General features: G+C 77.2%; 20 protein-coding genes. 14 read left to right on the top strand and 6 right to left on the bottom strand.

The window, feature by feature from the left end; all coding sequences use genetic code 11:
• Positions 1-822 carry a tRNA pseudouridine(38-40) synthase TruA gene (truA, locus tag LQ327_RS03820; RefSeq protein WP_230732992.1) on the top strand — a complete coding sequence of 274 codons (822 nt, stop codon included), beginning with the start codon at positions 1-3 and terminating at the stop codon, positions 820-822.
• Between the two features lie 7 nt (positions 823-829).
• Here truA and LQ327_RS03815 read toward each other — a convergent pair whose 3' ends face one another.
• The 5 genes from LQ327_RS03815 to eccD form a co-directional block, all read right to left on the bottom strand.
• The gene (locus LQ327_RS03815) at positions 830-1,291 is read right to left on the bottom strand and encodes a DUF4188 domain-containing protein (protein WP_230730214.1); all 462 of its coding nucleotides are present in this window, start codon (positions 1,289-1,291) and stop codon (positions 830-832) included.
• A gap of 98 nt (positions 1,292-1,389) precedes the next feature.
• Positions 1,390-2,133, bottom strand: a complete 744-nt coding sequence (locus tag LQ327_RS03810) for a hypothetical protein (RefSeq protein ID WP_230730213.1) — start codon at positions 2,131-2,133, stop codon at positions 1,390-1,392.
• 31 nt (positions 2,134-2,164) lie between these two features.
• Positions 2,165-3,379 (bottom strand): type VII secretion protein EccE, encoded by a 1,215-nt coding sequence (eccE, locus tag LQ327_RS03805; RefSeq protein WP_230730212.1) that lies wholly within the window; start codon positions 3,377-3,379, stop codon positions 2,165-2,167.
• Entirely contained in the window at positions 3,376-4,665 is a 1,290-nt protein-coding gene (locus tag LQ327_RS03800; protein ID WP_230730211.1) for a S8 family serine peptidase, read from the bottom strand. The genes eccE and LQ327_RS03800 overlap by 4 nt, the downstream gene beginning before the upstream one ends.
• Entirely contained in the window at positions 4,662-6,275 is a 1,614-nt protein-coding gene (gene eccD / locus LQ327_RS03795) for a type VII secretion integral membrane protein EccD (protein ID WP_230730210.1), read from the bottom strand. Before eccD ends, LQ327_RS03800 begins: the two co-directional genes overlap by 4 nt.
• Positions 6,276-6,480: 205 nt before the next feature.
• Between eccD and eccCa the strand changes: the two genes are divergently transcribed.
• From eccCa to LQ327_RS03745, 8 genes are all read left to right on the top strand, one after another.
• Positions 6,481-10,488, top strand: a complete 4,008-nt coding sequence (gene eccCa / locus LQ327_RS03790) for a type VII secretion protein EccCa (RefSeq protein WP_372460597.1) — start codon at positions 6,481-6,483, stop codon at positions 10,486-10,488.
• Complete coding sequence (locus LQ327_RS33630; protein ID WP_308286242.1) at positions 10,485-12,641, top strand: type VII secretion-associated protein; 2,157 nt, start codon at positions 10,485-10,487, stop codon at positions 12,639-12,641. The genes eccCa and LQ327_RS33630 overlap by 4 nt, the downstream gene beginning before the upstream one ends.
• A 406-nt stretch (positions 12,642-13,047) precedes the next feature.
• The gene (locus LQ327_RS03770; RefSeq protein ID WP_230730209.1) at positions 13,048-13,359 is read left to right on the top strand and encodes a WXG100 family type VII secretion target; all 312 of its coding nucleotides are present in this window, start codon (positions 13,048-13,050) and stop codon (positions 13,357-13,359) included.
• A 40-nt stretch (positions 13,360-13,399) separates the two neighbouring features.
• Positions 13,400-13,687, top strand: a complete 288-nt coding sequence (locus LQ327_RS03765) for a WXG100 family type VII secretion target (protein WP_230730208.1) — start codon at positions 13,400-13,402, stop codon at positions 13,685-13,687.
• A gap of 180 nt (positions 13,688-13,867) precedes the next feature.
• Positions 13,868-14,311: a 50S ribosomal protein L13 gene (gene rplM, locus LQ327_RS03760; protein WP_230730207.1), complete on the top strand. Its 444-nt coding sequence runs from the start codon at positions 13,868-13,870 to the stop codon at positions 14,309-14,311.
• Positions 14,308-14,889, top strand: a complete 582-nt coding sequence (gene rpsI, locus LQ327_RS03755) for a 30S ribosomal protein S9 (protein WP_230730206.1) — start codon at positions 14,308-14,310, stop codon at positions 14,887-14,889. The genes rplM and rpsI overlap by 4 nt, the downstream gene beginning before the upstream one ends.
• A complete protein-coding gene (gene glmM / locus LQ327_RS03750) occupies positions 14,889-16,241 on the top strand; it encodes a phosphoglucosamine mutase (protein WP_230730205.1) in 1,353 nt (450 codons plus the stop codon). The genes rpsI and glmM overlap by 1 nt, the downstream gene beginning before the upstream one ends.
• 64 nt (positions 16,242-16,305) lie before the next feature.
• Entirely contained in the window at positions 16,306-17,199 is an 894-nt protein-coding gene (locus LQ327_RS03745) for a WXG100 family type VII secretion target (protein ID WP_230730204.1), read from the top strand.
• On the opposite strand, the gene LQ327_RS03740 is transcribed toward LQ327_RS03745, so the two are convergent.
• Positions 17,175-18,050, bottom strand: coding sequence for a dienelactone hydrolase family protein (locus tag LQ327_RS03740; protein WP_230730203.1), 876 nt, complete (start codon positions 18,048-18,050; stop codon positions 17,175-17,177). The genes LQ327_RS03745 and LQ327_RS03740 overlap by 25 nt on opposite strands.
• A gap of 116 nt (positions 18,051-18,166) precedes the next feature.
• Between LQ327_RS03740 and glmS the strand changes: the two genes are divergently transcribed.
• From glmS to rimI, 5 genes are all read left to right on the top strand, one after another.
• A complete protein-coding gene (gene glmS, locus LQ327_RS03735; RefSeq protein WP_230730202.1) occupies positions 18,167-20,047 on the top strand; it encodes a glutamine--fructose-6-phosphate transaminase (isomerizing) in 1,881 nt (626 codons plus the stop codon).
• An 8-nt stretch (positions 20,048-20,055) separates the two neighbouring features.
• Entirely contained in the window at positions 20,056-21,579 is a 1,524-nt protein-coding gene (locus tag LQ327_RS03730) for an NAD(P)H-hydrate dehydratase (RefSeq protein ID WP_230730201.1), read from the top strand.
• Positions 21,576-22,772, top strand: a complete 1,197-nt coding sequence (alr, locus tag LQ327_RS03725; protein WP_230730200.1) for an alanine racemase — start codon at positions 21,576-21,578, stop codon at positions 22,770-22,772. Before LQ327_RS03730 ends, alr begins: the two co-directional genes overlap by 4 nt.
• An 83-nt stretch (positions 22,773-22,855) precedes the next feature.
• Entirely contained in the window at positions 22,856-24,037 is a 1,182-nt protein-coding gene (locus LQ327_RS03720) for an alpha/beta fold hydrolase (protein ID WP_230730199.1), read from the top strand.
• Positions 24,038-24,044: 7 nt separating this feature from the next.
• Positions 24,045-24,545, top strand: a complete 501-nt coding sequence (rimI, locus tag LQ327_RS03715; protein WP_372460596.1) for a ribosomal protein S18-alanine N-acetyltransferase — start codon at positions 24,045-24,047, stop codon at positions 24,543-24,545.
• Positions 24,546-24,677 lie beyond the last annotated feature (132 nt).

Raw genomic sequence — 24,677 nt, 5'->3', positions numbered from 1 at the left:
CTGCGGGTGGATCTCGCCTACGACGGCACCGACTTCGCCGGCTGGGCGCGCCAGCCGGAGCTGCGCACGGTGCAGGGGGTGCTCGAGGAGACGCTCTCGACGCTCGCGCGCGGGCCGGTGGCGCTCACCGTCGCCGGGCGCACCGACGCGGGCGTCCACGCCGACGCGCAGGTCGCCCACGTCGACGTCCCCGCGACCGGGACCGCGCTGCTGGACGGTGGCGCGGTGCCCGACGGCCTCGTCCGGCGGCTCGCCCGGATGCTGCCGCCCGACGTGCGCGTCCACGCCGTGACCGCCGCACCCCCGGGCTTCGACGCCCGGTTCTCCGCCTTCCGTCGCCACTACGCCTACCGCGTCTGCACCGCGCCCTCCGGCCCGGAACCGCTGCGGGCCCGCGACACCCTGCGCTGGCCCCGCCCTCTCGACGTCGAGGCCATGCGGACGGCCGCGGACGGCCTGCTCGGCGAGCACGACTTCGCCGCCTTCTGCCGACCCCGCGAGGGCGCGACGACGATCCGCGAGCTGCAGCGGCTGTCCTGGGCGGAGGTGCCCGACGAGCGCGACGTCGTCGAGGCCCGCCTGTCCGCGGACGCCTTCTGCCACTCCATGGTCCGTTCGGTGGTCGGCGCGCTGCTCGCCGTCGGGGAGGGCCGGCGCGGCGTGGAGTGGCCCGCCGGGCTGCTCGAGCGCCGGGAGCGGTCGTCCGAGATCCACGTCGTGGCCGCGCACGGGCTGCGGCTGACCGGGGTGGACTACCCCGACGACGACGGGCTCGCGGCCCGGGCGGCGACGACGCGGGCGGTGCGCACGCTGGGCTCGTGAGCCCCGATCAGGGGTTCCCGCCCGCCGCGGTCACGCGGTCGCGGGCGTGCGAGGCCCCCGTCATCGGGACCTGCCGTCCGGCGCGGCCCAGACCGAACGCGGGCATGTTCGCGTAGAGGGCCTCGTACTGCCCCGCCGGGACGAGGTAGGTCTCGTGCCAGATGCCGGTCTTCCCGTGGCGGTGGTAGAAGTTCTGCCAGGCGGCCAGGTGCGGATCGTCGCGGTCGCGGGCGAAGGCCTCGAGGTGGGCGAACGAGCGCCAGTACTGCACGATCACCGGATAGCCCATGGTGTAGCCGAGCAGACCCTTCTCGGGGTGCGCCACGAGGTGGTCGAGCATGTACTTCATGCCGCGGCGCCCGCCGAGGTCCTTGAAGGTCCGGATCGGGTGGCGAAGGTCGAAACGGGCGCCGATGAGGAAGACGACGAAGTCACCGTCGATCTCGGCGCGCATGCGGGTGGTCGTCACGGCTCCCCCTGACGTCGCGTGTCCGGTCAACCCGTCCTACTCCGGCATCCGTGGGGAGCAAGCGGACGAGCGGGCGACAACGGGGACAGGACGGGATCTCAGCTGCGCCGAACGGGGCCGATCAGCGCCGTTTCCCGCTCGGCGGTGACCAGGTCGAGGCGCCGCCAGAGATTGCGCCCGAGCACGACGACGCCGTGGTCGGGCAGCGTCCGGAGCGACTCGGCCATCGGCTCGGTGAGCCGCCACAGCCGGGCAGCCAGGTCGGCCTCCTGGGGTGGCATGCGCCCGAGGAGCACGACGTCGGCGTCGTCCGCGGCGTCCGCGACCGCCGGGGACAGCGCGGGCAGCACGAGCATCGTCGCCCGCCACGGCCCGGCGGGCGGTGCGGGGCTCGCGGCCGTGGCGCCGCGGTCGTGGACGGTGAGGAGGGCGTCGGTGTCGCCGGGCCGGGGTGCCGCGCCGCGGGGCGCGGCTTCGGCGGGTGTTGTTCGAGCGGGTGGGGCCTCCTCGGGTGGTGCCTCGTCGGTCCCGATCCGTACCCGGTCCGGGTCGGCCGCGGCCCGCGCGACCGGCTCCCACGCGGCGCGCCGGCCCGTCGTGACCGAGAGGCGGGCGCCCTGGGCGACGGTGCGCAGCGCGACCTGCCGCGCCAAGTGCAACGCCCCGAGCACGACGACGCGCGTGGGCACCGGGCGCAGCAGCGCGAGCGTCACCGGCGCCCCGTCCTCGTCGGCGCCCAGCACGATGCCGGCGGGCGCGACCGGGGCGGACAGCGCGTCGAGAGCGCCCGCGCGGAGGCGGACGGTGCCGGCGGGTCCGGGAGCCGTGCGGCGCCCGGTCACGTCAGGTCCCGATTCACGTCAGCGCCCCGGCTCACGTCAGGCCCCCGAGCGGCAGCGTGCTGCGCAGGCCCGCCACCTGTCGTCCGTGCAGCGGTTCGAGGACCATCCCGCGCGCCCGGGCCGCCCCGACGACGGCGGCACCCGCGTCGATCAGCGCCTCGGGGGTCCGGGCGCTGACCCGCACCCGCGCGGCCACACCCACGGCCGCGTCGCCGTCGGGCAGCGCCTGGTCGGGCAGCAGCGCCAGCGCGAGGGTCGTGACGGCGTCGGGGGCGACGAGGTCGTCGAGGTCGAGGCGCGCGCCGGGGGCGACGGCGAGGTCGGTCGCGGCCCACGTGGCGTGCCCGACCTCCCCGACGACGACCGCGTCCCACCGCTCGGTCACTCCGCCCGGGGCGCGGTCGAGGTCCGCGGCCGCGGCGGTCGCCACGGCGTCGCGCAGCCCGTCGCGGTCCAGCGGCCGTACCGGGAGGTCGGCCTCGGCGAGGACGCGACCGATCCGGGCGAGGGCCCCGACGAGCGCGCGTCGGGCTCCCAGCACCCCGCCGCCGCGCTCGGCGACCGCGCCCGGGCAGCGGTCGGGATCGAGCCGCACGACGAGCCACGCACTGCGGTGCGCGGCGTCGGCCAGCGGCCCGAGCACCTGGCGGTGGGCCTGCCGAGCGGGCGAGTCGGCGCCGCCCGGACGGACGTGGCGGACGACGGTGAGAGCGTCGAGGACCACCCCGCGGTCGGTCAGGGTGCCCGCGAGCGCGGCCAGCGGGAACCCGCCCGACCACGGCGCGTCGATCAGGAGCGGCTGCTCATCGGGGTCGACGACGAGGACGGCCGACCACGTGCCGTCGTCGGCACCCGCGACGGCCACCGGCCGGCCGTCGTGGTCGCGGTCGTCGACCACGGTGACCTCGCCGACGGCCGGATCGAGCGGACCGAGGTCGAGGCCGTCCGCGTCCGCCGCGGCGGGGTCGGTCGATGTCTCCCGGGTCCGCAGCCGGTGGCGCAGCGCCAGCACCGCCCAGGCCCCGACGAGCTCGCCGCGCACCCGCACCAGACCCGCGACCAGCGCGACCGACAGGACGATCCCGGCCACCGGGAGCCCCGCGCCGAGGGCCAGGAGACCCAGCGCGACCGCGAGCCCCACCTCGACCACCAGGAGCCCGCCGATCCGGACCGGCCCGGCGGCGGGGAGCCGGCCGTCCCCGTCTCCCGGCGAGGCGCGCACGACCGCCCGCTCCGGCGCACTCACCGCGCGCTCCGGCGCCGGACGAGCGTGACCGCGGCGACGACGAGGACCACGACGACGGCGCCCACGGCGACCCAGGGCAGCGTGTCGGCCCCGGACGGGGCGGACGGCGGCGCCGGCGCGGGCGGTCGGGACCCGGCCAGCGCCGCGCGTACGTCGAGCGCGCCCGCCCCGGCCACCGGGTCGTGCCCCGGGACCGCGCCCGCCACCGGCGCGGCGGTCCCGACGAGCCGTGCGACGACCTCGCCGGCCGGCATCGTCGGGAAACGGGCCCGCAGCAGGGCGGCGGCCCCGGCCACCCGCGCGGTCGCGAAGCTCGTCCCGGTCACCGGGCCCGGGGCGGAGCCGGGCAGCGTGAGGTCGGCGGTCAGCCCCGCCGAGCGCGCGTCGAGGGCGGCCGGGACGCCGCCGGGCGCGGCGAGGTCCACCCACGGCCCGGCCAGCGACGACGGGTCCGCGCGCCCGGAGTCGTCCAGGGCACCCACGGTCAGGACGTCGTCGCCGAACCAGCCGGGGGAGGGCACCGTCGTGACCCGCTCCGAGGTCTGCGCCGGATCGTTGGCCGGGCACGCCGGGCCGGTGTTCCCCGCGGCGGCGACCACGACGACGCCCCGGGCCGCGGCGTCGTGGACCGCGGCCCGCAACGCTCCGAGGGCCGGGTCGGCACCGCCGACGAGCGAGGCGGCGGGACGGCACGCGGCGACGGCGAGGGTGATCACCCCGACGCCGGGGCGCTGGGCGGCGGCCCGGACCGCGCGGGCCAGGGTGGCCTCGTCGCCCGCCCCGGCCGACCCAGCGCTCGCCGACCACGCGCTGTCGGCGCGCACCGCGAGGATCCGCGCGCCCGGCGCGACGCCGCCCACGCCGTCGTCGGGGCCCGGCGCGGCGGCGATCACGCCCGCGACCGCGGTGCCGTGGCCGTCGCAGTCCTCGATGGCCGACCGACCCGCGACGAAGTCGCCGCCGTCGACGACGCCGCCGGCCAGGCGCGGGTGCGCGGCGACCCCGGAGTCGACGACCGCGACCGTGACGCCGCGCGCGTCGGCACCCGGGACGGCGTCGGGGTCGGGGACCAGGGCGGTGAACCCGTCCGGCGCGATCCCGGCCGGGCAGGGGCCGCGCGAGGTCAGCCCCGGGAGTGCGGTGGGCCCGACGGGCAGGGCGGCGAGCGCGGCCTCGTCCGGCGCCGGAGGGACCGGGGGCGCGACGGCCTGGGCGGCCGCCGGGCCCGCCGTGGTGAGCAGGACGGTGAGCACGGCGGCGGGCACGGCGGCGAGAGCGCGCCTCACAGCAGCCGGACCGCCGTGTAGAGGTCGCACACCGCGAGCGCGAGCGGGATGACGGCGGTGATCCCCAGGCCCTCGAGCAGGTCCACCGCCCGGCGCATCGCGGGGGAGGACCGCCGCCCCGGGAGCGCGGAGCCGAGCAGCACGCAGAGCCCGCCAGCGACGACCGCGGCCAGCGCGAGCCCGACCCGGGCGATGCCGGGCGGCGCCGCGGCGACCGCGCCGGCCCCGACGGCCGCGCCGCCGACGACGGCCCCGAGCAGCAGGATCGCCGCGGGGACCGCGTTCGCGTAGCTGCGCGAGCGCAGGGCGGGCAGGACGACGAGCAGCACCGCCAGCACCCAGCCCGCGGTGCCCTGCCAGCCCTCGCCCGGCGCCGCGGCGAGGACGGCGGCGGACGCGGCGAGCGCGGCGACGGTGCCGCCCGCCAGCCCCGCGAGCACGGCGTGGGCGCGGTCGGCGCGGCGGTCCAGCGCCGCCGGATCCCCGGGGCCGGCGTCCTGGGCGAGCTCCGCGGCGGACGCGGGGACCTGGGGCAGCGGCAGGCGGGCGAGCGCGATCCCGAGCCGGGGCAGTGCGGAGAGCACCACCAGCGCGACGGCGCCCGCGCCGGCCGCCACCGCGGGCGCGCTGACGTCCGTGCCGCGGGCCGCGGCCAGGGCGCCGACGACGGTCGCGACCGCCCCGACGGCCGTCGCGATCCCCGCGGCGGTGGTGAGCCCGACGAGGACGGCGAGCGCGACCCGGTCGGTGCGCGCGGTGCCCAGGAGTGACGCGCCCGCGGTGACCAGCGCGAGCGCCGACGCGAGCAGCAGGTGCGGGGTGCCGGCGCCGTCCAGCAGGGCCCCGGCGGTCGCGTCCTCGACGGGCACCGCCGCGAGACCGCACACCGCGCCCGCGGCGGTGGCGAGCAGCCCGAGCACCGCCCCGGCCCCCGCACGGGAGAACAGTCGCGTCGAGGAGGCCCCGAGCAGCGCGGCGAGGACCGCCACCGCGGCGGCCGCACCCGCGGTGACGAGGCCGCCCGCCGTACCGGGCCCCCGGCCGGCGGCGAGGAGCGCCCCGAGGGCGAGCGTGCCCGCGGTCGCCGCGCCGACGAGGCCGAGCGCGTGCGCCCAGCCCGCGTCCCACGGCCGGTAGCTCGCGGGGGTGGACTCGGCGACCGCGTCCACGACGTCGTCGTAGAGCGGAGCGGGCGCCGCCTCGCCGCGACGGCGGAGCACGAGCTGGTCGCCGTCGAGGACACCGAGCCCGTCGAGGGTGTGGCGCGGGTCCACCGGGGCTCCGCCGAGCGGGGCCAGCGTCCACCCGGTGGCGGCAGGACGGTCGGCGCTGCGGACCGCCTCCCCGCGCCACGGCGGCGGGCCCTCGGGCGGAGCGGCCCGCTCGGTCATCTCGACGAGGACGCCGAGCAGGTCGGCCACCGGGACGTCCCCCGGTAGCGCCACGTCGACGCGCGTGGTGGGGGCCAGCACCGAGATCCGGGTGACCGGGGCGGCGTCGTCGGGCGCGGCCGGGGTGGGCACGAGCGCGGGCCCGGCGGGCGGGCCCGGCCTCTCCGACGGGCGCCCGAGCGCGACCGGGGCAGGCCCCCGGCCGGTGCCGGTGCTCATCGACTCCCCCTCCCCGGAGATCCGTTCCCTCGCCCCCGACCGCCCGGCGGGAACGCGGACGACCTGCGCCGATCGTGCCCCATCGGCTGATCGGCTCCCTAGTATGACCTCCGGAGGCGCCACGCAGAGGGCGAACGAGGAAGATCCGGTGCGCTGCCCCGCCGGGCATGATGGGCTGGTCCCCCGAGCGGCCGGGAGGAGGGGCGTGGGCACGCAGGTCGTCCGCCGCGGGCCGCGCACGCCCGCCCCGGTGATGCCGGCGGGCGAGATCCCGCTCGAGGCCCCGCCCGCCGAGCCACGCATCGCGCCGGCGGGTGTGCTGCAGCGTCTGCTGCCGCTGGTCATGCTGCTGGCGTCCGTCGGGTTCGTCGTCGTCATCGGGATCGACAACCCGACGTCGTGGCTGTTCGGGGGCATGATCGCGCTGTCGACGCTGGGCATGGTCGCCGGGGGCTTCTCCCGCGGCGGTGCGCAGCGGCGCGCCGAGTCCGACGCCGAGCGCGCCGACTACCTGCGCTACCTCGCCCAGATCCGCCGCCGCGCCCGCGATGTCGCCGGCGAGCAGCGGGCCAGCCTGGAGTGGACCCACCCGGACCCGGACGCGCTGGTGACCCTGGCCCGCGGCGCGCGCACCTGGGAGCGGCGCCCCGGCGACCCGGACTTCGCGCACGTGCGGGTAGGCCGTGGCGCGCAGCGGCTCGCGACCGCGCTGGTCCCGCCGCAGACCGGCCCGGTCGAGGACCTGGAGCCGGTGACGACGGTGGCGCTGCGCCGCTTCGTCCGCACCCACTCCGTCGTCGAGGCCCTCCCGACGGCGGTGTCGCTGCGGGCCTTCGCGGCCGTCGGCGTGACCGGCGCGGACCGGGAGCGCCGCCGCGCGCTGGTCCGGGCGCTGGTCGGCCAGCTGGTCACCTTCCACGGCCCGGACGACCTGCTGCTCGCGGTCGCGGCGAGCGGTGAGGGGCGCTCGGCGTGGGAGTGGTGCAAGTGGCTGCCGCACGTCGCGCACCCGCGCATCGCCGACGGCGCCGGGCCGATGCGGATGATCGCCGCCTCGCTGGCGACGGTGCAGGCCTGGCTGGCTCCCGAGCTCGCCGACCGCCCCCGGTTCACCCGCGGCGCCGGCGTCCCCGCCGGTGCGGCCCACGTCGTCGTCGTGCTCGACGAGGCGGTCGTCGAGGGGACGGCAGGCGACGACGGCGACCGCGCGCTCGTCGAGGACGGGCTGGCCGGAGTCACGCTGATCGATCTCGACGGGGCGCTGGAGAGCCTCGTGGGACGGCGCGGGCTGCGCCTCGTCGTGGAGGACGACCCGGAGGTGCGGGTCGGGGCCGCGGGCGCCGCCGGCGTCGAGTGGTTCGGCCGGCCGGACGGGCTCTCCGGGGCCGAGGCCGAGGCGCTGGCCCGCCGGCTCGCGCCCTGTCGCACGCCGGGCGCCGCGCGCGACGAGGCCGGACCGTCGACGCCGGGCCTGCTCGAGCTGCTCGGCGTGCCCGGCGACCCCGACACCTTCGACGTCGCCGCCGCCTGGCGGCCCCGTGCGGCCCGCGAGCGGCTGCGGGTGCCGTTCGGGATCGGCGAGGACGGCGAGCCGGTCGAGCTCGACCTCAAGGAGGCCGCGCAGGAGGGGATGGGCCCGCACGGGCTCTGCGTCGGCGCGACCGGGTCCGGCAAGTCGGAGCTGCTGCGCACACTGGTCCTCGGGCTCGTCACCACGCACTCGTCGGCGGCGCTGAACCTGGTGCTGGTCGACTTCAAGGGCGGCGCCACCTTCGCCGGGCTGTCCGAGGCGCCGCACGTGGCCGCGGTGATCACCAACCTCGCCGACGACCTCGGGCTCGTCGACCGCATGCAGGACGCCCTCGCCGGCGAGATGAACCGTCGCCAGGAGCTGCTGCGCTCGGCCGGGAACCTCGGATCCGTCGCCGACTACGAGCGCGCCCGGGAGCGCGGGGCCGACCTCGAGCCGCTGCCGGCGCTGTTCGTCGTCGTCGACGAGTTCTCCGAGCTGCTGCACCAGAAGCCGGACCTCGCCGACCTGTTCACCGCGATCGGCCGGCTCGGACGCTCGCTGCAGATCCACCTGCTGCTCGCCTCGCAGCGTCTCGACGAGGGGCGGCTGCGCGGGCTGGACTCGCACCTGTCGTACCGCATCGGGCTGCGGACGTTCTCCGCCGCGGACTCCCGCGCGGTGCTCGGGGTGCCGGACGCGGCGTCGCTGCCGTCGGTGCCCGGCGTCGGCTACCTGCGCTCGGACACCTCGACGATGGTGCGGTTCACCGCGGGCTACGTCTCCGGCCCGCACCGGCGCCGCGAGCCGTTGCGCCCGCCGCCGCTGACCGGGCTCGACGCGCGCCGTCCCACCCGTCCGCCGCGCCCGTTCCACGGCGGCTGGGTCGACCTGCCGCCCGCGCTGCCCGCGGCCGGTGACGGGGCGGACGTCGTCGTGGATCCCGACGACGAGCCCCGGGTCCCGAGCGTGCTCGACGCGGTCGTCGAGCGGCTGCGCGAGGCCGGCCCGCCCGCCCACGAGGTCTGGCTGCCGCCGCTCGAGGGCCCGATCGCGCTCGAGGCGCTGCTCCCGCCGCTGATCGAGACCCCCGACCGCGGTCGGAGCGCGCCCGGCTTCCCCACCAACGGCACGCTGCACCTGCCCCTCGGCCTCGTCGACCGGCCCTACGAGCAGCGCCGGGACCTGCTCTGGGCCGACCTCTCCGGGGCGGCCGGGCACGTCGTCGTCGCCGGCGGCCCGCAGTCGGGGAAGTCGACGACGCTGCGGGCGCTCGTCACCGCGGCCGCGCTCACCCACACCCCGGCCGAGCTCGCGTTCCATGTCGTCGACCTCGGCGGCGGGACACTCGGCGGGCTCGCGGCCCTGCCGCACGTGGGCACCGTCGCCGGGCGGGGCGACACCGACCTGGTGCGCCGGGTGGTCGCCGAGGTCGCGGCGCTGCTGGCCGGGCGGGAGCGCTGGTTCCGCGAGCACGGCATCACCTCCGCGGCCGACCTGCGGGCGCGGCGTCGTCGGGGGGAGCTGCCCGCGGGGTCCGACCACCTCGGCGACGTCGTGCTCGTCATCGACGGCTGGCACGCGTTCCGCGCCGACCACGAGGCGCTGGAGTCGACGATCATCACGCTCGCGACGGCGGGCCTGTCCTACGGCGTGCACGTCGCCATCGCGGTGAGCCGCTGGGCCGAGCTGCGCCCGGCGCTCAAGGACCTCCTCGGCACCCGCGTGGAGCTGCGCCTCGGCGACCCGGGCGAGTCCGAGGTCGACCGGCGGGTGGCGGCCACGGTCCCGGCGGGCCACCCGGGGCGCGGGCTGTCCCCCGACCGCCATCACGTGCTGGTCGCGGTGCCGGGGGCGGATCTCGTTCCGGCGGTGGCGGCAGCGTGGGACGGGGCGGCCGTGCCGCCGGTGCGGCTGCTGCCGGAGCGGGTCGAGGTGGGGACGCTGCCCGGGCCCGACGACGGCGAGCGTCACCTCCTGCCGATCGGGGTCGACGAGGACCGGCTCGCGCCGGTCCTGCTCGACACCTCCGCCGACCCGCACCTCGTCGTCTACGCCGACGGCGAGTCCGGCAAGACCGCGCTGCTGCGCCTGCTCGCCCACCAGATCGTGACGCGCCACACCCCGGAACAGGCGCGGCTGATGATCGTCGACTACCGGCGCGGGCTGCTCGGCGCCGTCGACTCCGAGCACCTCATCAGCTACACCTCCTCCGCCGAGGCGCTGACCGCGGCGGTCACCGACCTGGTGGCCTCGCTGCGGCGGCGCCTGCCCGGGCCCGACGTCACCCCGGAGCAGCTGCGCGCCCGCTCGTGGTGGACCGGGCCGGAGGTGTTCCTGCTCGTCGACGACTACGACCTCGTCGCCGCGCCCTCGGGCAACCCGCTCGCCCCGCTGGTCGACCTGCTGGCCCAGGCCAAGGACGTCGGGCTGCACCTCGTGGTCGCGCGCCGGGCGGGCGGCTCCGCGCGGGCGATGTTCGAGCCGCTGCTCACCCGGCTGCGGGAGCTCGCGACGCCGGGCCTGGTCGGCCACGGCAGTCGCGAGGAGGGGCCGCTGGTCGGGACGGCCCGCCCGGGCCCCCGTCCGCCGGGCCGGGCGGTGCTGGTCACCCGCCGCCACGGCGAGACCCTCGTGCAGCTGGCGTGGCGGGATCCGGAGACGCCGATCCGGGCTCGTGAGCCCTCGGACGGTGCCTCGTGACCGGCCCGACCGTCGCGGTCGACCTCGGTGAGTACGGCGTCGCGGCCGCGGTCGACGACGGCGGCGAGGTCACCGAGCTCGCGCTCGAGTCCGCCGCGGTGCTCGCGCCCGACGACGGCGAGGCGCTGCTGACTGGGCGGGAGGCCCGCCGTCGGGCCGCCGCGGATCCGTCCCGGCTCGAGCCCGCCCCGCGCCGGCACGTCGCCGAGGGCTCGCTGCTGCTGGGCACGCGCGTCGTCGGGGTCGGGGAGGCGCTCGGCGCCGTGCTCGCGGCCACCGTGGACCGCGCGGCGCCCGCCCTGCGCGGTGCTCGCCCCGCGCGGCTGGTGCTGACCCACCCGGCGTCGTGGGGCACGTCCCGGCGCGAGGTGCTGCGCCGGGCCGGCGCGGGGCTCGGGGCCGAGCTGGTGCTGCTGCCCGAGCCGCTCGCGGTCGCCGCCCACGCTGCATGGATGCGCCCCGGCGGCGCGGCGGACGGTCCGGTCGCGGTGCTCGACGTCGGGACCCGGACCGCGCGGGCGGCGGTGGTCTCCGGATCGGTGGTGCTCGCGGCACGGGATTCCGGCGACTTCGGCGGGGACGACGCGGACGAGCAGCTGCTCAGCGAGGTCCTCGCGACGCTGCCCGCGGGAGCGCCCGGCGCGGACCGGGTCCGCGAGGTCGTCGCCGGCGCGACGCTGCCCGACCGGCGCCACCGGCAGGTCCTCGTCGAGGACGTGCGGGCCGCGCGCGAACGGCTCTCCGACGCCGAGCAGGCCGAGATCCCGCTGCCCGGCGGCGCGACGTCGGCCTGGTGCTCGCGCGGCGAGCTCGAGGACCTGCTGCGCGGGCCGTGCGAGGCGCTCGTCGCGCTGCTCGCCGCGACCCTCGACGACGCCGGGGTCGATGCGGTCTCGCTCGCCGGGCTGCGGCTGGTCGGCGGCCTCGCGCGCACGCCGCTGCTGGGGACGCTGGTGCACCGCGAGCTCGGGGTCCCGCCGGTGGTGCCGCCGGAGCCGCGGACGGTGGTCGCCCGCGGGGCGCTGCTGGCCGTCGCGTCGAGGTCGGGCGGGGCGGGTGCGAACGGCGTTGCGGGGCCGTCCACGGCCGTGGCGGCACGTGGGGGATCGGCGTGGCCCGGGGCTGGTGTGTCGTCGACGGGGGTGGTGGGGGCGGGCGTGTCCGGCGCGGGAGCCTTCGGGACGGGGACGCCGGGGCCGGGCATCGCCGGACCGGCATCCGCCGGGGCCGCGGCTGCCGGACCGGGTGGTCCGCGGACCGGGGGACTGCCGCTGCTGCCCGACTGGCCGCGGCCCGTGCCGCCCGCCCGGCCGGGTCCCGCCACGACATTCCGGGGTGCGCGGCCGCCGTCCACGGAGCAGGCGCGGTCCTTCCCGACCCGGGACACCGAGTCGACCGTGCCGCGCCCACCGTCGTCGACCCCGCCCGCCCTCACCACCGGACCGACCGCCCCCGTGCCTCCACTCCGGTCGCCGGGCCCCGGGGTCCATCCGGTCGCGGTGGCCTCGGACCCCGACGGGCCGACCCGGCGCATCGCCCATCCGCTGGTGCCGGCCTCGCGGGCGCTGGTCCGGACCGAGACGCCCGGTGGGGCCGCGCGCTGGTCGCCGCGGCGCCGGGCCGCCGTGGTCGCCGCGGCGACGGCGGCCGTCGTGGTGCTGGTGCTCGTCGTCGCCGGGCTGCGTGGCGGGGGCGGTGGGGCGGCGACCGCGGCGCCGCCGACGGTGGTCTCCGCCTTCTCGCACGCCTACGAACTGCCGGCCGGCTGGGTCCCCGACGGCACCGACGCCGCCTCCCGTCGCAGCCGCATCCGGCCGGTCGACCAGCCGCGGGGCCCCAACCTGATCGCCGTCCAGGAGAGCGCGCTCGCCTCCCCGGACCCGGCCGGTGCGCGGGCCCAGCTGCTCGCCGGGTTCGAGGCCGCCCGCACAGCCGGTGGCGGGGTGTCCGACCTGCAGCCGGACACCACCTTCGGCGGGCGCCAGGTGGCGACCTACCGCCAGGTCGCCGCGCCGGGCACGACCGTCGAGTGGGTCGTCGTCTTCGCCGGGGCGACCCAGCTCTCGGTCGGGTGCCGGCACGACGACCCCGGGCGCGACACGGTGATCGCGGCCTGTGCGCGCGTGGTGTCGACGCTGCGCAGCCCGCCCTGAGCTCGCCGGGCTCGGGGCGGCCTGCTCCATGATCAGGAGCACCTGGGGCAGGCTCGGCGGCACGGCGCGCTGCGCGATGTGCCCCTCGGCGCGGGGGCCGGGTCGTCGCGAGGCCGGCTCCATGATCAGGAGCACCTGGGGCAGGCGCGCCGACACCCAGCGCTGCGTGATGTGCCCCTCGACGAGGAGGCGTCAGGGGGTGGCGCCCGCGGCGGCCTGCTCCATGATCAGGAGCACCTGGGGCAGGCTCGGCGGCACCGGGCGCGGCGTGATGTGCCCCTGGCGAAACCGACCCGCGGGATCTCCGCGCGACTTCACCGAAACGACCACCACGCGCGCGGATCGGGTGTCACTGTTCGACCGAACCGCGACGGACGGGCGCGGCGTTCGAAGAGGGGAGCGGCCGGTGGCCGGACAGTTCGGGACCCAGACCCAGGTCATGCAGTCCGCGGGCCAGCACGTGTTCGAGGTCCGCGACCAGATCACGGCGCAGCTCGGGCAGCTGCGGGCCCAGCTGGCGCCGCTGGAGGGCACCTGGCGCGGCGACGCCTCGGTCGCGTTCCACCAGCTGATGGCGCGGTGGAACGACGACGCCCGGCGCATCAACGCCGCGCTGCAGTCGATCGGCGAGTCCGTCCAGGCCTCGGGCGTGACCTACCGCGCCGCCGAGGACGAGATCGCCTCGTCCACCTCGCAGATCAGCCAGGCCCTGACCTGACCTGAGACCTGGCCACCCATCCCACGAGAGGACCCGCACCGTGGACGAGATCCGCGTGACCTTCGGCGAGCTGACCGCCGCCCAGCAGAGCGTGACCACCACCGCCACCCAGATCCAGGGCCGGCTGGACGACCTGAAACGTCAGCTGGCACCGCTCGTGGCCGACTGGACCGGCGCGGCCGCGGAGCAGTACCAGGCCCGCCAGCACGAGATCGACACCGCGATGGCCGACCTGACGCAGGTACTGAGCCAGATCGGCGGACGGCTAGGGCAGGCCGAGCAGCTCTACCGCGCCACCGAGGCGCAGAATGCGATGCGCTACGCCTGAGCACGCCTCGGGGGTGGGTGCCGGGTGCTCCCGGGTCACCGCGTAACCTGGAGAGTCGTTGCGCGGTGAATGCACGCCGCGACGGAGATGCAGCGCGGAACTCGACCGTTGGGGACAGTCCACCGCGCCCGTGTCCCCGTGACGTACCGCAGACCAGTATGACCGTGACGAGGTAGCTCCGTGCGCACGTTCAGTCCGAAGCCCGGCGACATCGACCGCGCCTGGCACGTCATCGACGCCTCCGACGTCGTCCTCGGTCGACTCGCGAGCCAGACGGCGCAGCTGCTGCGGGGCAAGCACAAGCCCTCGTACGCGCCGCACATGGACAGCGGTGACTTCGTGGTGATCGTGAACGCCGAGAAGGTCGCCCTGTCCGGCAACAAGCGTGACGACCGGTTCGTCTACCACCACAGCGGTTTCCCGGGCGGCCTGCGTGCCCGCTCGGTGGGTGAGGAGCTGGACCGCTTCCCGAGCCGTCTCGTCGAGAAGGCCGTGAAGGGCATGCTCCCGCACAACCGGCTGGGACGGGCCATGGCGTCGAAGCTCAAGGTCTACGCCGGCCCCGAGCACCCGCACGCCGCCCAGAAGCCCGTGCCGTACGAGATTCGACAGGTGAGCCAGTGACCACCCCCGACGACCCGAGCGTCGAGAACGACGACTACGAGATCAGCTCCGAGGCCCCCGAGGGCGGTCAGTCGCTCGCCGAGGCGGCGGACATCCCCGCCGCGGGCCTGGACGCCGAGGCCTCCGAGAGCGACGACGAGCTGGGCGCCGAGGTCTTCGGCGAGGCCCCGGCCCCGGTCTTCGCCACGATCGACCGCCCGATCCAGACGGTCGGTCGTCGCAAGAAGGCCATCGTCCGGGTCAGGCTCGTGCCGGGCAACGGCAAGCTGACGATGAACGGCAAGGCCTTCGACGACTACTTCCCGAACAAGGTCCACCAGCAGCTCATCCGTGAGCCGCTGGTGACGACCGAGCGCACCGAGCAGTTCGACATCTACGCGAACCTCACCGGTGGCGGGACGTCCGGACAGGCCGGCGCGCTGCGGCTCGCGATCGCGCGTGCCCTCACCCTGGTTGACCCGGAGGACCGTCCGGGCCTGAAGAAGGCCGGCTTCCTCACTCGTGACCCCCGGGCCACGGAGCGCAAGAAGTACGGCCTCAAGAAGGCCCGGAAGGCTCCGCAGTACTCGAAGCGCTGATGGGGCGCCTGTTCGGGACCGACGGCGTCCGCGGCCTCGCGAACGCCGACCTGTCGCCCGAGCTGGCGCTCACGGTCGCGTCCGCCGCCGCCCGCGTGCTCGTCGAGCGCGCGGGCGGCGGTGCGTCGGCGCGGCCGTTGGCCCTCGTCGGGCGGGACCCGCGCGCCAGCGGGGAGATGCTCGAGGCGGCCGTCTGCGCCGGCCTGTCGGCCGCGGGCGCGGACGTCCGGCGGCTCGGCGTGCTGCCGACCCCGGCCGTCGCGTTCCTCACCGGGGTTCTCGAGGCTGACCTGGGCGTCATGATCTCGGCGTCCCACAACGCGATGCCCGACAACGGCATCAAGCTGTTCGCCGCCGGTGGGCACAAGCTCCCCGACGCCGTCGAGGACGAGATCGAGGCGCACGCCTCCCGTCCCCCGCAGCCCGGCGAGCGACCGACCGGCCACGACATCGGCCGGGTCACCGACGTGCCGGACGCGCTGGCGATCTACCTCGAGCACCTGCTCGAGGCCACGCCGCACCGGCTGGACGGCCTGCACGTCGTGGTCGACTGCGCGCACGGCGCCGCGTCGCTCGCCGCGCCCCGCGCCTACGAGCGCGCCGGGGCCCGCGTCACCGCCCTGGCCGCCGAGCCGAACGGCTGGAACATCAACGAGGGTGTCGGCTCCACCCACCTCGACGGCCTCTGCAAGGCGGTCGTCGCGCACGGCGCGGACCTCGGGATCGCCCACGACGGCGACGCCGACCGGTGCCTCGCGGTGGCCGCGGACGGCACCGTCGTCGACGGCGACCAGATCCTCGCCGTCCTCGCGACGGCGATGCGCGAGGCGGGCGAGCTCGCCGCGGACACCCTCGTCACCACGGTGATGAGCAACCTCGGCCTGCACCTCGCCATGCAGGAGGCCGGGATCACCGTCCGGACCACCGCCGTCGGCGACCGCTACGTGCTCGAGGAACTGCGCGCCGGGGCGTTCTCGCTCGGCGGCGAGCAGTCCGGCCACGTCGTCCTCCCCGCCCACGCCACCACCGGCGACGGCCTGCTCACCGGCCTGCGGATCATGGCCCGGATGGCGGCCGACGGACGGTCGCTGGCCGAGCTGGCCGGGGTGGTGCAGCGGCTGCCCCAGGTCCTGGTCAACGTGCCGGTCCACGACAAGGCCGCGGTCGGTACCTCCACGGAGGTGGCCGAGGCGGTCGCGGCCGAGGAGGAGGCGCTGGCCGGCCGGGGACGGGTGCTGCTGCGCCCCTCGGGCACCGAGCAGTTGGTGCGGGTCATGGTCGAGGCGCCGACCGAGGACGTCGCCCGCGACGTCGCCGACCGTCTCGCCGGGCTCGTCGCGACCATCCGCTGACCGGGCCGGGTCCGCTCGTGGCCCGGTGTGGATCCGCGGGTGCGGAGGGAGGACGCTGAGCCGCGTGACACGGCGTCCGGGGCACCGTTCGAGGGGCGGCGCGGCCGGGCTGCGCGCCGTGCCCCCGGCCCGGCGACTGGCCGACCTCGGCGCCGCCGACTCCGACACCCTGCTCGCGGCGGCGGACGACGCCGTCGAGACCGTCGTGGCGGTGCTCCCCGCGCGCGTCGCCCTCGCCGGTCCGGCCGGCCTCCCGGCCCCGCCGGTCGACGCCGAGGGGCTGCGCCGCCGTCACACCGCCCAGACCGGGGTGCGGTTCGCGGCTCTCGCCGCGGGCGCCGACGACCTGCGCGCGGCGGCGGAGCGGGTCCGCGCCCGCCACCGCGCGCTGGCCGAGGAGGCGGGCACGCTGTGGGAGCGCTGGTCGGGGCCCTCCGCCGAGGAGGTCGCCGACCGCGTGGTCTCCCTCGGCCGCGCCGCCCACGAGATCGTGACGCTGCTCGAGGAGACCGCGGAGACCGTCGAGGGGGCGGGCCTCGCCGTCGCGGACGACGTCACCGCCCGCGCCGAGGCGGCCGAGGAGCTCGCCGCTGAGCTCCCCGTCCCGCCGGCGGGCACCGACACGGCCGCCGCCCGCACCTGGGCGGCCGACCTCGACGCCCGGCTGCACACCTACCTCGGCGCCGCCGACCGGACCGACCGGGCGATCGCCGCCACCTGGCGGGATCTCGCCGAGCGGATCGGCGTACTGCGCCGGCTCTCGGGGGACGACGGCGCCGACGAGCCCGTCGACGACCCCGTCGCGGGCGCCCTGCCGCCGGAGCTGCTCGCGCTCCCGGAGATCCTCGCCGCGCTCGGCCCGCTGACCGGGGACGTGCCGGACGACGACCCCGATCCCGACGACGACCCGCCCGGCCCCGGGCTCGGCATCGTTCAGACCGTGGACGACTCGCGGTAGACCCGGACGTCGGTGCCCTTGACCGAGCCGTCGACGACGTCGGCGTAGCGCTTCTCGCCGGCCAGGTGGTGGAGCAGGAAGCCGGTGAGCAGCGCGCGGACCGTCGTGTTGGTCGCCGGCTCCGGCTTGCCGTCGAGGACGAGGTCGCTCCAGTGCTTCCCCTCGACGATGCCCAGGTGGGACGCCTTCTTCAGCGTCCGCAGCACCGACGGGCCCGCCCACGCGGCGGCGACGGGCTGCGCGCCCGCTGCCGGCGGCGCGACGAGGTCCTTGCCGAACGCGACGTGCATCCCGGGGACGTGCACGGCCCGCGCGGCGTCCTGGGCGGGCGGCCGCGACTCGGAGAGCGCGATCGTCGCGACGGCCTCCACGGTGAGGTCGGAGCCGGAGGTCCAGTAGGGGTCGCCGACGGCCTGCACCCGGGTGTCGTGGGCGGTCACGCTCGCCGCGAGCACGGCCGCGCCGGCGCCCATGCCGTGCCCGGCGAGTCCGAGCCGGCGGGGGTCGACGCTCACGGCGGCGCCCCGCGCGGTGCCGCCGAGGCGGACCGACGAGCAGACGTCGAGGGCGGTCCGCAGATCGGTGGCGAGCCGGCGGTGCGAGGCGAACGGGCCGCGCTCGGTGTCCGGGGCGGCGGCGACGATCCCCCACGACGCCAGGTGGCGGAGCAGGCCGAGGTAGCGCGACGCCGGGTTCAGCCAGTCGTGCCCGAACGCGACCGCGGGCAGCCCCTCGCCGGAGGTGGGGGTGAACACCGTGCCGGGCAGGCCGACGAGCGCCAGTTCACCGCGCAGCACCGGGTACGGCCCCGGGCGCCCGAGCTCGGAGACGATCTGCTTCGCGCTGGCCATGGCGCCGGACCGTAGTGCATGGGCACCCCGGCTGGCCTGCCGGAACACGCTGCTGACGGCTGTGTCACCCACGGGGCCGCCGGTCCCCGATCGCGCCCCGCCTATTCTCGGAGCCCGTGTGCGGCATCGTGGGGTACGTGGGCTGGCGGCCGGCGCGCGACGTCCTGCTGGGCGGTCTGCGGCGGCTCGAGTACCGGGGGTACGACTCGGCGGGCATCGCGACGGTGACCCCCGGCTCGGACGTCGTCGACGTGCACCGGGCGGCGGGACCGCTCGACAATCTGGTGCGCGTCACGGACGCCGAGCCCGAGCCCGAGGGCGTCACCGCCCGTACCGGGATGGGCCACACCCGCTGGGCCACGCACGGCCCGCCGACCGACCGCAACGCCCACCCGCACCGGGACGCGAGCGGCCGGGTCGCGGTCATCCACAACGGGATCATCGAGAACTTCGCGGCCCTGCGCGCCGAGCTCGAGGCCGACGGCGTCGAGCTCGAGAGCGACACCGACACCGAGGTCGCCGCCCACCTGGTGGCCCGCGCGCTCGACGAGCTGGGCCCCGACGACGACTCCGCCGGGTTCACGACCGCGGTCCGCCATGTCGTGAACCGTCTCGAGGGCGCGTTCACGCTCGTGTTCACCCACGCCGACCGGCCCGACGAGATCGTCGCCGCGCGGCGGTCGTCGCCGCTCGTGGTGGGGATCGGCGACGGCGAGACCTTCGTCGCCTCCGACGTCGCGGCGTTCATCGACCACACCCGCGACGCGGTCGAGCTGGGCCAGGACCAGATCGTCACGCTGACGCGCGAGGGCGCCGTCGTCACCGACTTCCACGGCGACCTCGCCCCCACCCGGCCCTTCCACGTCGACTGGGACATCGCCGCCGCCGAGAAGGGCGGCCACGACTTCTTCATGCAGAAGGAGATCGAGGAGCAGCCCGCGGCGCTGGCGGACACCCTGCGCGGGCACCTCGTCGACGGCCGGATCGTGCTCGACGAGCAGCGCCTCTCCGACCAGGAGCTGCGCGACATCGACAAGGTCTTCGTCGTGGCCTGCGGCACCGCGTACCACGCCGGGCTGCTCGCGAAGTACGCGATCGAGCACTGGTGCCGCATCCCGGTCGAGGTCGAGGTGGCCAGCGAGTTCCGCTACCGCGACCCGGTGCTCGACCGCTCCACCCTCGTCGTCGCGATCTCGCAGTCCGGCGAGACCGCCGACACCCTCGAGGCGGTGCGCCACGCCCGCGAGCAGCGGGCCCGGGTGCTGGCGATCTGCAACACCAACGGCGCCCAGATCCCGCGCGAGTCCGACGCGGTGCTCTACACCCACGCCGGCCCGGAGGTCGGGGTCGCCGCGACCAAGACCTTCACGAGCCAGGTCGTCGCCTGCTACCTCGTCGGGCTCGCGCTCGCCCAGAACCGCGGCACGAAGTACGCCGACGAGGTCGAGCGCGAGTACCACCAGCTCGTCGCGTCGGCGGACGCGGTGAAGGAGGTCCTCGCGACGGCCGTCGAGCCGACGCGGGAGCTGGCCCGCGAGCTCGCGGAGTCGAAGGCGGTGCTCTTCCTCGGTCGCCACGTGGGCTACCCGGTGGCCCTCGAGGGCGCGCTCAAGCTCAAGGAGCTCGCCTACATGCACGCCGAGGGGTTCGCGGCGGGCGAGCTCAAGCACGGGCCGATCGCGCTGATCGAGCAGGACCTGCCTGTCGTCGTCGTGATGCCCTCGCCGCGGGGCCGGGCGACGCTGCACGCGAAGCTGCTCTCGAACATCCGCGAGATCCAGGCCCGCGGGGCGCGCACGATCGTCATCGCCGAGGCGGGGGACGAGACGGTGCGCCCGTTCGCGAGCGTGCTGATCGAGATGCCGGCCGTGCCGACGCTCATCCAGCCGCTGGTCGCGTCGGTGCCGCTGCAGGTGTTCTCCGCCGAGGTCGCGCGGGCCCGGGGTTACGACGTCGACAAACCGCGCAACCTGGCGAAGTCCGTGACCGTCGAATAGGAGCCACCGTGTACGGCGTCTGGACGCCCGAGCAGGTCGGCACGGCGGAGGAGCCGGTGCTGGCCCGCACGCCCGAGGGCGCGCTGATGCGCCGTGCCGCGTACGGCGCCGCCCAGGTCGCGATGCGGATGCTGACCGAGCGGGCCGGCGGGGTGACCGGCCGCCGCGTCGTCGTCCTCGTCGGCGCGGGCAACAACGGCGGGGACGGGCTCTGGGCCGGCGCGTACCTGTCCCGGCGCGGGGTCAGGGTCACCGCGGTCCTGCTCAGCCCGGACCGCGCCCACCCGGCCGGCCTCGAGGCGCTGCGCTCCTGGAGCGCGCGCATCGTCACCGATCCCGACGATGCCGTGCCCGCGGTCGAGCGGGCCCACCTGGTCCTCGACGCGATCGTCGGGACCTCCGCCCGTGGCGGCCTGCGGGCCCCGGCCCCCCGGCTGGTCGGCGCGACCGAGGCCGCCGGCGTCCCGATCCTCGCGATCGACACCCCGAGCGGCGTCGACCCGCGGACCGGCACCGTCCCGGAGGCGACCGACGACGGCCCGGCCGCCGTCACCGCCGCGGAGACCGTGACCTTCGGGGCCCGCAAGCCGGTCCACGTGCTCGCCCGCGACCGCTGCGGCCCGGTGTCCTTCGTCGACATCGGCCTCGGCCCCGAGCTGTCCGAGCCCCCGATCACCGTCCTCGAGGCCGCCGACGTGGGCGCCGCGTGGCCCGTCCCGGGACCGGGCGACGACAAGTACACCCAGGGCGTCGTGGGCGTCGCCGCCGGCAGCGCCACCTACCCGGGCGCCGCGGTGCTCGCGAGCGGCGCGGCGTGCCTGGCCACGAGCGGCATGGTCCGTTACGCGGGCAGCGCCGCCGACGAGGTCCGCGCGGCCTGGCCCGAGGTGGTCGCCACCGACCACGTCGCCGACGCCGGGCGGGTGCAGGCCTGGGCGGTCGGCCCCGGCCTGGGTACCGGCGACGACGGCGCCGCCACGCTGCGCCACGTCCTCGACGCGGGCGTCCCGGTCCTCGCCGACGCCGACGCGGTCACGTTGCTCGGCGCGCACGCCGATCTCCGCACGCAGGCCGCCCGCGTCCCGACCCTGGTCACCCCGCACGCCGGTGAGTTCGCGCGCCTCGTCGCCGACCTCGACGACCCGCCCGATCCCGCGCCCGACCGCGTCGACGCCGCCCGCCGGGCCGCCGCCGCGCTCGGGGTCACCGTGCTCCTCAAGGGCAACGCGACCGTCGTGGCCGCCCCGGACGGCCGCGTCCTGGTCCATCCCGCGGGCAGCTCCTGGCTGGCCACGGCGGGTTCCGGCGACGTCCTGTCCGGGATCGCGGGCGCTCTGCTCGCCGCGGGCCTCGAGCCGTTCCGGGCGGCGGGCGCGGCGGCGTTCGTCCACGCCCGGGCGGCCGACCTCGGCGCAGGCACTCCTGGCACGCCCGGCGCCCCGTTGCCGGCCTCGCACGTCCAGGCGGGCATCCCCGACGCGATCCGGACGGTGCGCGCGGCGGCCCTCACCACGACGGGCGCGGGCCGATGAGCGCCCGCATCGAGGTCGTCGTCGACCTGGACGCCGTGCGGCACAACGTCTCGCTGCTGGCCGGGCTCGCCGGGGGCTCGGGGGCGTCGACGATGGTCGTGGTCAAGGCCGACGGCTACGGGCACGGCGCCGTCGAGGTCGCCCGCGCGGCGCTCGACGCGGGCGCCACGTGGCTCGGCGTGTGCACCCTCGAGGAGGCCGCCGAGCTGCGTGCCGCCGCGATCACCGCCCCGCTGCTGTCCTGGCTGCACGTCCCCGACGAGGACATGGCGGGGGCGGTCGCCACCGGGGTCGACCTGGGGATCGCCTCACCGCGGGACCTCGCCGCCGCGGCGGGTGCCGCCCGGTCCGCGGGCCGGCCCGCCCGCGTCCACCTGAAGATCGACACCGGGCTCTCCCGCAACGGCTGCCCGCCGGAGGACTGGGGCGCGCTGGTCGACGCGGTCGCGGGCCTGGCCGACGAGGGGGTCGTCGAGCCGGTCGCGGTGTGGTCCCACCTCGCGCACGCGGACGCCCCGACCCACCCCACGCTGGACCGTCAGGCCGCCCGCCTCGACGACGCCCACCGCGCGACCACCGCCCGCCTCGGCCGGCCGCTGCTCACCCACCTGGCGAACTCGGCGGCCACGCTGACCCGGCCCGACCTGCACCGCGACCTCGTCCGCCCCGGCGTCGCCGTATACGGGCTCGACCCGGTCGACGGCGGATCGGGGCACGACCTGCGCCCGGCGATGACGCTGCGCAGCCGGGTCGCGCTGGTGAAGACGGTGGCCGCGGGGGAGGGCGTCTCCTACGGCCACACCTGGACGACGCCGGGGCGCCGGGCCCTCGCCCTCGTCCCGGCCGGGTACGCCGACGGGGTGCCGCGGTCGCTCGGGGCCACCGGGCGCCTCGCCGTCGCGATCGGCGGGATCCGCCGGCCCGTCGTCGGGCGGGTCTGCATGGACCAGGTCGTGGTCGACCTCGGGCCCGCCGACGAGCCCCACGGGGTCGCCGAGGGTGACGAGGTCGTGCTGTTCGGTCCGGGCGACGGCCGCGATGCCGCCGACGGCGGGCTCCCGACGGCCGCCGAATGGGCCGATCTGCTGGGCACCATCCACTACGAGATCGTCACCGGGGTCGGCGGCCGACCCCGGTTGCGACGGGTCACACGGGGTGTTCCCGAGGGGTCACGCACGCAACACTCGGGGTGAACACGGCGCGGACGTGGTACAAGGCCACCTATGGCGACGGCGGAGTCGGGGCTCCTGGGCGGGTCCGGAGACGCGAGCGGGGCATGAGCGGCGACGAACGACGGCACACCGGCGGCATCATCGGTGCCATCGCCGGCACGGTGCTCGGCGGTGCCGCCGCGGCGGGCGCCGTCGGGGCGGGCGTGGCCCGCTCGCGGGTGGTGCGCACCCGGGCCGAGCTGGAGGAGTCCGAGGCCGCGCACCCCTCCGAGCTGGGCCTGCTGCCGAGGGGTCGCGAGTCGTCCGTGGCGGCCGACGACGGCACCCGGCTCGCCGTCGAGGAGATCGAACCGGTGACCCCGGGCGTGGAGCCCGAGCTCACCGTGGTCCTCGTGCACGGCTTCTGCCAGGACCGCCGCTGCTGGCACTTCCAGCGCCGCATGCTCGCCGAGCTCACCGACCCGGCCGTGCGGGTCGTCGTCTACGACCAGCGCCGGCACGGGCGCTCGGGCCAGTGCCCGGCGCGGTCGTGCACGATCGCGCAGCTCGGCGCCGACCTCGACACCGTCGTGCGGACCGTGGCCCCGGACGGGCCGCTCGTGCTCGTCGGCCACTCCATGGGCGGCATGACGATCATGGCCCTGGCCGAGCGGCACCCGGCGCTGTTCCGGGACCGGGTGCTCGGGGTCGCGCTGGTCAGCACCTCGGCCGGCGACGTCGGCACCGTCGGCCTGCAGCGCGCCGTGCTCTCCCACCGCAACCCGGCGGTCAACGTCGTCGGCCGGCTCGCGCACTGGCGCCCGCAGACCGTGGACCGCGTCCGCCGGCTCGGCGGCAACGCGATGTGGGCGGCCATCGCGCGCTTCTCGTTCGGGGACCGCAACACCGACCCCGCGATCGCCGACCTCGTGGCCCGGGTGATCGCCGAGACCCCGCTCGACGCCATCACGTCCTTCGCGAACACCCTCTCCACCCACGACCGGAAGGCCGCGCTGCGCGGCCTCTCGCAGTGCGAGGTGCTGGTCGCGGCGGGCACGAAGGACGTGATGATCCCGTACTCGCACTCCGAGGTGATCGCGGCGGAACTGCCGCGCGCGGAGCTGCTTCGGCTGGAGGGCGCCGGGCACATGGCGATGCTCGAGCAGCCCTCCGAGTTCGACGCGGCACTGCTCGAGCTGCTGCGCCGCTGCACCCACCGCAGCCAGGTGCTGCGCCGGCTGCGACCCCAGGACGTCGGGTCGACGTCGCGGCGCCCGCGGCTGCGGCGGCCGCGGCGACGCGCCTGAGGATCCCGTGGAGTCCGGGCCCGACGCGGCGGGCGACGCCATCGTCGTCGACGACCTGACACTCGACGACGCCCTGGCCTGCGCCCGTCTCGAGGCCGCGCTGTTCCCCGGGGACGACCCGTGGAACGCCGCGGCCTTCCGCGCCGAGCTGCACGCCGGCTACCCGTACCTCGCCGCCCGCCGGGCCGAGGACCTCGTCGGGTACGCCGGGATCGCCCTGCTGCCCGCCCCGGCGTTCTCCCGCGAGCCGGCGGAGGCCGAGGTGCACACGATCGGGGTCGAGCCGTCGGTGCAGGGCCACGGGGTCGGCCGCCGGCTGTTGCTCGGCCTGCTCGACCGGGCCGACGCGATCGGCGCGGTCACCTTCCTCGAGGTGCGCACCGACAACGTGCCCGCGCTCGCGCTCTACCGCTCCGAGGGCTTCGAGGTGGTGGGCACCCGGCCGCGGTACTACGCGAGCGGGGCGGACGCGCACACCATGCGCCGCGCCGCACGCCCCCGTCGTTGATGGATTGGCACTCGCAGCGCTAGAGTGCCAATCGAACGGCATCGGAGCCGGCTCGGCACCCGCGACGGCGGGTCGGCTCCGGGGCCCGTCATCCAAACCAGAACCAGCTGGACCCCAGATCGTGGAGGTCAT

Origin of the sequence: Actinomycetospora endophytica, assembly GCF_021026375.1 — a bacterium.
Classification (GTDB): domain Bacteria; phylum Actinomycetota; class Actinomycetes; order Mycobacteriales; family Pseudonocardiaceae; genus Actinomycetospora; species Actinomycetospora endophytica.
Note: the sequence above shows the minus strand (reverse complement) of the source record. Positions and strands in the feature narration are given on the sequence as shown.